Origin of the sequence: Streptomyces atriruber, assembly GCF_001418325.1 — a bacterium.
GTDB classification, from domain to species: Bacteria; Actinomycetota; Actinomycetes; order Streptomycetales; family Streptomycetaceae; genus Streptomyces; species Streptomyces atriruber.
This window is the reverse complement of record NZ_LIPN01000209.1, coordinates 1-8,245: the sequence shown is the minus strand read 5'-3', so window position 1 is coordinate 8,245 and position 8,245 is coordinate 1. Positions and strand designations below refer to the sequence as shown.

General features: G+C 72.0%; 7 protein-coding genes and 1 pseudogene. 4 read left to right on the top strand and 4 right to left on the bottom strand.

The genetic code is table 11. The features are described from left to right. Positions 1 to 88 precede the first annotated feature (88 nt). Both cysC and AOK03_RS44170 read right to left on the bottom strand, forming a co-directional pair. Entirely contained in the window at positions 89 to 661 is a 573-nt protein-coding gene (cysC, locus tag AOK03_RS44175) for an adenylyl-sulfate kinase (protein WP_244177699.1), read from the bottom strand. Between the two features lie 792 nt (positions 662 to 1,453). Continuing rightward, positions 1,454 to 2,173: pseudogene (locus tag AOK03_RS44170) on the bottom strand (FAD/NAD(P)-binding protein); the annotation flags it as partial. 155 nt (positions 2,174 to 2,328) lie between these two features. Here AOK03_RS44170 and AOK03_RS22200 point away from each other — a divergent pair. The 4 genes from AOK03_RS22200 to AOK03_RS22185 all read left to right on the top strand — a co-directional run bounded on the left by AOK03_RS22200 (position 2,329) and on the right by AOK03_RS22185 (position 5,065). Then, entirely contained in the window at positions 2,329 to 2,790 is a 462-nt protein-coding gene (locus AOK03_RS22200; protein WP_055567075.1) for an RrF2 family transcriptional regulator, read from the top strand. Between the two features lie 123 nt (positions 2,791 to 2,913). Further along, positions 2,914 to 3,135: a hypothetical protein gene (locus tag AOK03_RS42700; protein ID WP_157869040.1), complete on the top strand. Its 222-nt coding sequence runs from the start codon at positions 2,914 to 2,916 to the stop codon at positions 3,133 to 3,135. A gap of 139 nt (positions 3,136 to 3,274) precedes the next feature. Then, entirely contained in the window at positions 3,275 to 3,628 is a 354-nt protein-coding gene (locus tag AOK03_RS22190; protein WP_055567073.1) for a hypothetical protein, read from the top strand. 138 nt (positions 3,629 to 3,766) lie between these two features. Beyond that, positions 3,767 to 5,065 carry a phosphatase PAP2 family protein gene (locus tag AOK03_RS22185; protein ID WP_208609572.1) on the top strand — a complete coding sequence of 433 codons (1,299 nt, stop codon included), beginning with the start codon at positions 3,767 to 3,769 and terminating at the stop codon, positions 5,063 to 5,065. Position 5,066: 1 nt separating this feature from the next. Here the strand turns inward: AOK03_RS22185 and AOK03_RS22180 are convergent, their stop codons facing one another. Further along, positions 5,067 to 6,137: an LCP family protein gene (locus AOK03_RS22180; protein WP_055567071.1), complete on the bottom strand. Its 1,071-nt coding sequence runs from the start codon at positions 6,135 to 6,137 to the stop codon at positions 5,067 to 5,069. 74 nt (positions 6,138 to 6,211) lie between these two features. Beyond that, positions 6,212 to 8,245: bifunctional polysaccharide deacetylase/glycosyltransferase family 2 protein (locus AOK03_RS22175; RefSeq protein WP_055567070.1), on the bottom strand; the 2,034-nt coding region annotated here is incomplete at its 5' end.

Below are 8,245 nucleotides of genomic sequence, written 5' to 3'. Positions count from 1 at the left end.
TGCACCGCCTCCGACTCCAGCACGTCCAGGTGCGAGAGGTGGGGTGCGCCGCCGGTCGGCAGCGCTGCGGCGGTCGGCGCAACTGCGGTCATATCAGGCCCCGTTCGGTGAGCATGAGGTGGACGCCGTCCGCCGAGACCGAGACCGGCTCGCGGTGCGTGTGCAGACGCAGATCCGGCCGCTCGGGTGCCTCGTACGGGTCGTCCACACCGGTCAGGCCCTGGATCGCACCGGCGGCCTGCTTGGCGTACAGCCCCTTCACGTCCCGCACCGAGCACACGTCCACGGGCGCCGCGACATGGATCTCCAGGTACGGGATGCGCGCGAGGTCGTGGCGCAGCCGGACGCCCTCGCGATTGGCCCGGTAGGGCGCGATGACCGGCACCAGCACGATGACGCCGTTCCGGGCGAGCACCTCGGCGACCATGCCGACGCGCCGCACGTGGGTGTCGCGGTCCTCGCGGGAGAAGCCGAGCCCCGTCGAGAGGTTCGAGCGGAGCTCGTCCCCGTCGAGGACCTCCACCCGGTGGCCCTCCGCCCGCAGCCGGGCGGCCAACTCCTGGGCGACGCTGCTCTTTCCCGCGCTGGGCAGCCCGGTGAGCCACACCGTGAAGCCCTGGGGGCGGCTGACCCGGGCCGAGGGAGGGGAGGCGACGACGATCGGCGACGGCTCGGGATCCGACGCGCTGTTCCCGGTCGGCCTCCCGGCGGCCGGGGTGACCTCGGCGACCCCGGCAGCCCCGCCGACCTCGTCGGCCGCCGGAACCGTGTCGAGGATCGATCGCGCAAGGCCCGCGGCCTGCTGCCGGATCTCCGGAACGGCGGTGGTCTCCCACAGCTCGCCGCGCCGGTGCGCGCCGAGAGTCCACAACGAGCGGTACCCGTCGCGGGACCGCACCTGCCCTTCGGGAGTCCCGGCGAGCCCGATGCCGAGCGGTCCCGGCACGGCCAGCCCCGACGACAGCAGACAGGCCAGCAGGGGATCCGGGGAGTCGGCCGGGTGGAGACCCGGTCCTGAGCAGTCCACCACCCAGCCGACCCGCACGGGTGCCGAGCCCGTCGGTGTGACGGTCAGCGCGTCCGGGTCAAGCCGGGTCTCGACGGCCTCGCCCACGTGCAGGCACAGGCGCCGGGCGGTTCTGAGCCGGGTGACCGCCTCGGCCGTCTCCGGTGCCATCCGGTGCCTGAGCACGTTCCACCGGGGGCGGTCGGTGCGCAGGAACTCCGCCCGCTGCTCCTCCTCCAGCGTGCTCCACAGACGGGCGGTCAGCGGCCGCAGCCCGTCGACGGCCGGGCGCCAGTCGCCGTGTGCGCGCGTCACCTGTCGGATGTGCCGCAGGACCGCCGCTCGCAGCCGGGGCAGCGGCAGCCCCTCCAGGGTCTCCGTCGGCACCACGGGCGGCAGCGGCGCGACGGCGTGGGCGTGGGGCAGCAGGCCGTGGCGGGACAGGACGTGGATGGTGCGGCCGGGGCGGGCGAGGGTCAGGGCGACGTCCACGGCGGTGAGGCCGCTGCCGACCAGCAACACGTCCGCCTCGTCCGCGAGCGGCCCCGCCAGCGCGTCGGGGGCCCACGGGTCGCCCACGAACCGTTTGGACGCGCGGAGTTCCGGTGACGCCCACCGGGATCGACCGGCCAGCGGGCCGGTCGCGAGCACCACGCTGTCGGCTTCGAGACGGGAGTCTTCGGCGTCGACACGAGAGTCGTCGCCGTCGGGGCGGGAGCTGTCGGCGAGGGTCACCCGGGCGCGGTCGCCGTGCCAGGCGCATGCCGTCGCGCGCGTGTGCAGCCGTCGGCAGGTCACCAGGCCCGCCGCCCGTTCGACGGCGGCGTCCGCCGTGGCGGCGAGATAGTCGCCGTAGTGGCTCCGGGGGACGAAGGAGCGGGCGGCCGCGGTGGGGTCGCGGTGCCGGACGAGCCAGTCGACGAAGTGGTCCGGCCGGTCCGGGAGGCAACTCATGCCCCCGGCTGGAACGTTGAGGAGGTGTCGCGGGTCGTCCGTGGCGAAGGCCACGCCCGCGCCGGTCCGCGGGCTCGGGTCGACCACCGTGATCTCCACCGGCACTCGCCGCCGGACCGCCTCGTCGGCGATGTGGATGACGACCATGGTTCCGGCGGCTCCGGCACCCAACACCGCGAGCCTGTGCGGGACATGTGCGCGCGTGCTGGGCATCTGCACCTCCGCGGGGATTGTCCACCAATTCGATAGGTTATATGTCAGAGGGCGGACCCAGCGCTCCCAACGGTTCGTCAAATGACAGAAAGCAGCGGCAGGTTGACCTAAAGTGACTTGGCGTGGCTCCGACCGACTCACGGAGGCTGGTGCGTATGCGGATCACGGCCCGGACGGACTATGCGATACGGGCGATGGCCGAACTCGCGCGCTGTCCGCAGTCACCGCAGAAGGCCGAGCAGCTCTCCGAGTCGCAGGGCATCCCGGTGCGCTTCCTGCTGTCGATCCTGCGCGAGCTGCGACAGCACCGTCTGGTGCACAGCACCCGCGGCCCCGACGGGGGCTACCGCCTCGCCAGGGCACCGGAGGAGATCTCCATCGCCGACATCATCCGCGCCATAGACGGTTCGCTGGCGAACTTCCGCGACCTCAAGCTCAGCGACCTCAGCTACCCGGGCCCGGCGGCCGCACTGCCGGACGTGTGGCGCGCGGTGCGCGTGAGCCTGCGCCAGGTCCTGGAACGCGTGACGCTCGCCGACCTGGCGATCGGGGAGCTGCCACCCTCGGTCCAGCAGCAGGCGCAGGAGTACCGGGAGGACATCCGGTACCCGTCCTAGCCCGGCGCTGCCCCAAGGCCGACGCAGGCCGCCTCAGGCCGCCTCGTCGTCGCGGCGCCCCTCACGGTGCCTGCCGGACCGCCGGGGACTTCCGGAGCGACCGGCGCGACCCGCATGCGCGGCGTGCCCGACGTGCCCGGAGACGAGCCGCAGATGGCGGCGATGGCGGCCGGAGGGTGGTGCGGAGTCTTCGTCCAGCATGCCCTCGACCCGGTCCATGAAGATCAGCAAGAGGCCCATGACGGGCAACAGCAAAAGAGCGACAACCAACATCTGCGGCAACCTCCCCGCGGCATCGCCTCCCGGTTCCCCCACTTCGGCGCCTTCACCGACCCCGAAATGTGAAGGTCCCGCAAAGCCGTCCGGGCTGCCCCTTCACGGACGGCGCAGGAACCACGTTTCATCCGCGCCGACGCGAGCATGCGGTCACCACGCGTTACGCAGAGCACTGATGCTGCCGCTTGCGGCGGAGAGGAATCGCGCGATGACCGACAGAGTCCCGGCCTCGGGGAAGCCGAACAGCCACATCTCCGTCGCCCGCCTCCTGGACTGCACGGTGGAGGGCAGCGACGGCTCGATCGGCACCGTGGACCCCGTCTCGGAGGAAGTGGCGCCCGACCACCTCGTCGTCGACACCGGCGGGACACTGCTGAGCAAGAAGGTGCTGCTGCCCCTCTGGGTCATCGCACACGTCGACGAAGCGACCCGTACCGCGTACGTGCCGCACACGAAGGAGCACGTCAGGGCAGCCCCACGCTTCGACAGGGACCTACGGGTCACCGACCCCGGTTACCGGGCGCGGATCGACGAGCACTATGCCGACCGCTCCGGAGGCTGACTCCCCCGTGCGCCGGGCCGGCCGAAAGAAATCTATAGTTTGCGGGTGTATTCGCGAATAGACCGCAGCTCGGAGCGCGCCGCGTGGCGTCGGCCACGCGTGCTCCTGTGGGCCGGGGCAGGTGTGGTGGCCCTGGGGATGCTCATCGCGCTGGAGGTCGCCGCCCGGCACTACGGCGGCGTACCCGGACCGATCACCAATCAGGCGCGCGAGGTGCTCTTCCCGCCGAAACCGGGGCCGCTCTACGGCGGTCTGGCGCTGATGATGGTGGTGCTCACCTGGCGGCAACGGTTCATCGCGGCCGGTGCCGCGATCGGGATCGACGCCGTCTTCGTGCTGGTGCGGTGGGCTGCCGACGTCGACGTGCCCGAAGGACAGATCTTCGGCAACGGCGCCCTCTGGGCCATGCTCGGCTGCGCGGTCTTCGCGATCACCCGTCGTACCGGTGAGCAGCGCATCCTGCTGCTCAAGGGCGTCGGCCTCGGCCTGCTCCTCGTGGCCGGCCGCAAGACCGGTGACACCTGGCTGCTCATCACGGCGAAGACCCGCCCGACCGTCCTCGACCCGTACGTGGCCGTCGCCGACCACGCGCTGGGCAACCCGTCCTGGCTGGCGGGCCGACTGCTGGAAGCCAGTGGTTCGATCCCCACCCACGTGACCGACCTGGTGTACGCCCAGCTCGCCGTGGCCGCGGTCGCCGTCGCCCTGTACCAGCTGCGCAACGTGGCGGCCGACGGCCGCTTCCCGCGTCACCACCTGGTGCGCACCTTCCTGGTGATCGGCCTCGTCGGGCCCGCCGTCTACATGATCTTCCCGGTGGTCGGGCCGATCTTCGCCTACGGCCCCGGGACCTCGGGCACCGGCGGTGTGGAGTGGGCGGTGGCGAACCTGTGGCCGCACACGCCGCCGCCGATCGCCGCCCCGCACCCCGTGCCGTACGACGGGATCACCCCGCGCAACTGCATGCCGAGCCTGCACACGGCGTGGGCCGTCGCGATCTTCGTCCACTCCCGCAAGGGGTCACGCCTGCTGCGCTACGCGGGCACCTTCTGGCTGGTCGCCACGCTCAGCGCGACGCTGGGCTTCGGCTACCACTACGGCGTGGACCTGATCGCGGGCGTCGTGTTCTCGCTCACCGTCGAGGCGGCCCTGCGCACGTTCGACCGCGGCTGGGACCGGTCCGGAATCCGGCTGGTCGCCCACGGCACCGGCGTCTTCGCCGCGCTCCTGGTGGCCTACCGCTACCTGCCGATGGAGATGGCCGAACACCCGTGGGTGTTCGGACCACTCGTCGTGCTGGCGATGGCCTCCGTGATCCACCACTACCTGCGGACCACCAAGGCGTGGGACGCGGAGCCCGCACCGGTGCGGCTGCCGCGGCAGGCGGAGCCGCAGCCGGATTCCCGGACGCAGCCGCCGGCGCCCGAACTGGTGTGAGTCACGCGGCCGGCGGCCTGTCGTGCCGCAGGTCGTCGAAGAGACGGGCCGATTTCTCGGCGTCCCACTTCAGCACGTTGCCCTTGGACGTGGGGATGCCGATGCCCGACACGGGCACGTTCAGCCGCCTGCCGTGTCCGCCCGAGACGCTCTGCACGGCGCGGAACATCCGGCTCAGCTCGGGCAGGCTCATGTCGTCGTCGACGATGAGCGTGTCGAGCCCGGCCTGCGCGGCCGGACCGATCTCCCTGGGGTCGAAGAGGATGTCGGGGCGGGCGGCCTGGTGGGCGAGGGTCGACAGGAGCTTCTGCTGGTTCTTCGACCGGCCCAGGTCGCCCTCCCGCTCCTGGTGCCGCTGGCGGACGAAGGCCAGCGCCTGCTTGCCGTTCAGGGTCTGACAGCCCTTGCGCAGGTCGGCGCCCGACTTCTCGTCCTTGATGTCCCGGTCCAGGCACATCCGTACGCCGCCGATGGCGTCGACGATGTTCACGAACCCGGCGAAGCCGATCTCCGCGTAGTGGTCGATGCGCAGGCCGGTGTTCCGCTCGACGGTGTGCGCGAGGAGCTCCGGGCCGCCGTACGAGAAGGCGGCGTTCAGCTTGTCGCCCTCGGGGCGCTTCCTCTTGCCCGTCGTCGTGTCGAGGCGGCCGGGCAGCGTGACCCAGGAGTCGCGCGGCAGGCTGACCATCGTGGCGCCGTTGGCCCCGGTGTGCAGCAGCATCATCGAGTCGGTGCGGCGCCCTCCGCCGCCGCCCGCGTGCAGGTCCTTCACGTCCTTCTCGGAGAGCCCGTCGCGGCTGTCCGAGCCCACGATGAGGTAGTTGGTGCCCTCGCCGGGCGGCGGACGGTCCCCGTACGCACCCAGGTCGACGTCACGCTGGAGGCTGGTCTCGGCCCAGCCGTAGGTACCGCCCACCGCGCCGACCACGGCGGCCAGCAGGGCGAGCAGCGTCCGCCGCAGCCGTCTGCGCTTCTTCGACCGCCGGGCATGGGCGCGCCGGGGTCCGTAGCGGGAGCTGGGGCGCTCGGCGAACCGCTCCCGCGAGACGGAGGAGGCGGCACCTTCCGCCACGCCCCCTTCACCACCTTCGGCCTCTACTGCCCCGACGGCCCTGTCCGCCCCTCGCATCCCCTCTGTTCCTCCTGTCATGTGCGACTACCTTGCAGGCTCCGCTGGTCCCCCTCGGGCGGCGGGGGCGACGCCTCGACCAGATACGGGTCGGCCGTGCCGGTCCGCTTCATGCTGTGCCACTTCAGCCGGGTGCCGAGCAGCGCCGTGATCACCGAGTGGATGACCACCAGGTACATGAGCTGCCGGTAGACGAGCTGCTGGAGCGGCAGCGCCCACAGAACGCGCAGCCGTTCGCGGTCGAGCCGCAGCGCGTACGCGGCGGTGACCAGCTGGACGGAGAGGAACCCGAACCAGACGAGCGCGGCCTCCACCGGGTCGCGGAACAGCGCGCCGAACAGGGCGAACATGTCGACGACCGGCGCGCACAGCGGCAGCACGATCTGGAACAGCGTGACGTAGAGCATCACGCGACGGCCGAAACGTCCGGCGGGCCCGAGCTCCGTCACCGCTCGGCGGTGCTTCCACATCGACTGGAGGGTGCCGTAGCACCAGCGGTAGCGCTGACGCCACAGCTGGCGCAGCGTGCTGGGCACCTCGGTCCAGGCGACCGCCGACTCCGCGTACACGACGCGCCAGCCGGCCCGCCAGAGCGCCATCGTGAGGTCGGTGTCCTCGGCGAGGGTCTCGTCGCTGACACCGCCGACGCCCATCAGCGCGTCCCTGCGGAAGGCGCCGATCGCGCCCGGCACGGTCGGCATGCACTCCAGGACCTCGAACATCCGGCGGTCGAGGTTGAAGCCGAGGACGTACTCCAGGTGCTGCCACTTGCCGAGCAGGCGGCGCCGGTTGCCGACCTTGGTGTTGCCGCTGACCGCGCCGACCGCCGGGTGGGCGAGCGGCTGGACGAGCCGGGCCAGCGCCTCCGGCTCGAAGATGGTGTCCGCGTCGACCATCACGACGATGTCGTGGCGGGCGTGCGCCAGGCCGGTGTTGAGGGCGCTGGGCTTACCGCCGTTGGGCTGCCGGATCACCGTGACCCGGGGGTCGTCGATCTCCTCGGCGATGTCGGCGGTGGCGTCGGTCGAGCCGTCGTCGATGACGATGATCTGGAAGTGCGGGTAGGTCGAGGCGAGCAGTGAGTACACGGTGGAGGCGATGCCTGCCTCCTCGTTGTACGCGGGCACCAGGACCGTCACCGGGTCCCGCACTTCGCGCAGCCGGGGCGCCCCGGGCCGGTACCGGTGCAGCCTGCGCACGTGGAGCCGGGCGAACACCGCGAACAGCAGCATCCGCAGGACGCCGAGCACACCGGTGAGGGTCAGCGTCCACACCATCACGGTGAGGAAGCCGTGCCCGAGCTTCTGCGTCCAGACGAGCCCCGTGCCCTTGATCTCCTCGGCGACCGGCACCTCGTCGGCGAACGAGGGCCGCCCCAGGCCGCCGCTGATGGTGGTGAACCGTTTGACGCGGTGGTCGCGCAGCAGGTCCTGGGCCTCGTGGAAGCCCAGGTCGGTCTGGCTGTGCTGGGTCACCACGCCCCGCCACGGCTTGCGGTCCTTGTGGTCCGACGCGGCCACCAGGTACCCCTGGGCCGCCGCCCGTCGCGCGGCGGGCCACTCGGGGCCGCAGAGCGTGTCCGCGGCCGTGGTGTGCGGCAGCCGCAACAGGGTGGTGTTGATCCCGACCGTGCCCGCGAGCGCGCTCTGGGTGAGGGACAGTTCGAGTCGTGCGCGCAGGGGCGAGGCGACGCCGAGGTCGCCGCCGCTGTACGTGTACGAGCCGATCTCGTGGCCCTCGTACAGGATCCGTCGCATCAGCTCGGGGTGCTTGGCCGCGTCCTTCCCGTACACGAAGAAGGTCGCCTGCGCGTGGTGCTTGCGCAGCAGGTCGAGCAGGCGCGGCGTCCACACCGGGTCGGGTCCGCCGTCGAAGGTGAGCGCGACCGTTCCCGGCGGCATGGCCGCGGTGGTGACGCCCTTCGGGCCGAACCGCAGCAGCGGCCTGCCGTCGTCGGCACCGCGCGGGATCGGCCGGGTGCACGGCGGTTTGGCGCGCGCGGCGTCGACCTGGTGGGTCGTCCAGCCCTCGAAGAGCAGCGCGACGGCGAC

What these genes read in the sequence shown, in the direction of transcription:
- AOK03_RS22200 (WP_055567075.1), top strand. Translation starts at nt 2,329, where the DNA reads ATGCGGATCACGGCCCGGACGGACTATGCGATACGGGCGATGGCCGAA.
- AOK03_RS22190 (WP_055567073.1), top strand. Translation starts at nt 3,275, where the DNA reads ATGACCGACAGAGTCCCGGCCTCGGGGAAGCCGAACAGCCACATCTCC.
- AOK03_RS22185 (WP_208609572.1), top strand. Translation starts at nt 3,767, where the DNA reads ATGCTCATCGCGCTGGAGGTCGCCGCCCGGCACTACGGCGGCGTACCC.